The organism is Pseudomonas sp. HY2-MNA-CIBAN-0224, from assembly GCF_040310285.1.
Classification (GTDB): Bacteria; Pseudomonadota; Gammaproteobacteria; order Pseudomonadales; family Pseudomonadaceae; genus Aquipseudomonas; species Aquipseudomonas helleri.
In genome coordinates this window covers 1-259 of sequence record NZ_JBEOPQ010000668.1, presented here as the reverse complement: position 1 = coordinate 259, position 259 = coordinate 1, and the positions used below count along the sequence as shown (strand labels likewise).

At 49.0% G+C, this 259-nt stretch carries 1 protein-coding gene; it reads left to right on the top strand.

All coding sequences use genetic code 11. The features are described from left to right. On the top strand, positions 1–259 hold a 259-nt coding region (locus AAEZ03_RS27985; RefSeq protein ID WP_350583186.1), incomplete at both ends, for a hypothetical protein.

Below are 259 nucleotides of genomic sequence, written 5' to 3'. Positions count from 1 at the left end.
GCCTTTCGCTTACCTTGCTAGGCACGATGGTCGGTTGTACCGTCGTTGGTCCAGGCTATGACAATCAGTCCGTCTATCGCGGTGATAAGGGTTACAGCAATGCTAACTATAACCGCGTTAGCCAACAGCTGCGCAACGATTTACGTCGTAAAGGGTATCAGGTCACGAACATCAGATCTGACAGTTATCGCGGTAATCGATTGCTCACAGCCTATGCCAAAAAGAACAATCAAGCCTACGAGCTCAAGTATACCTACCC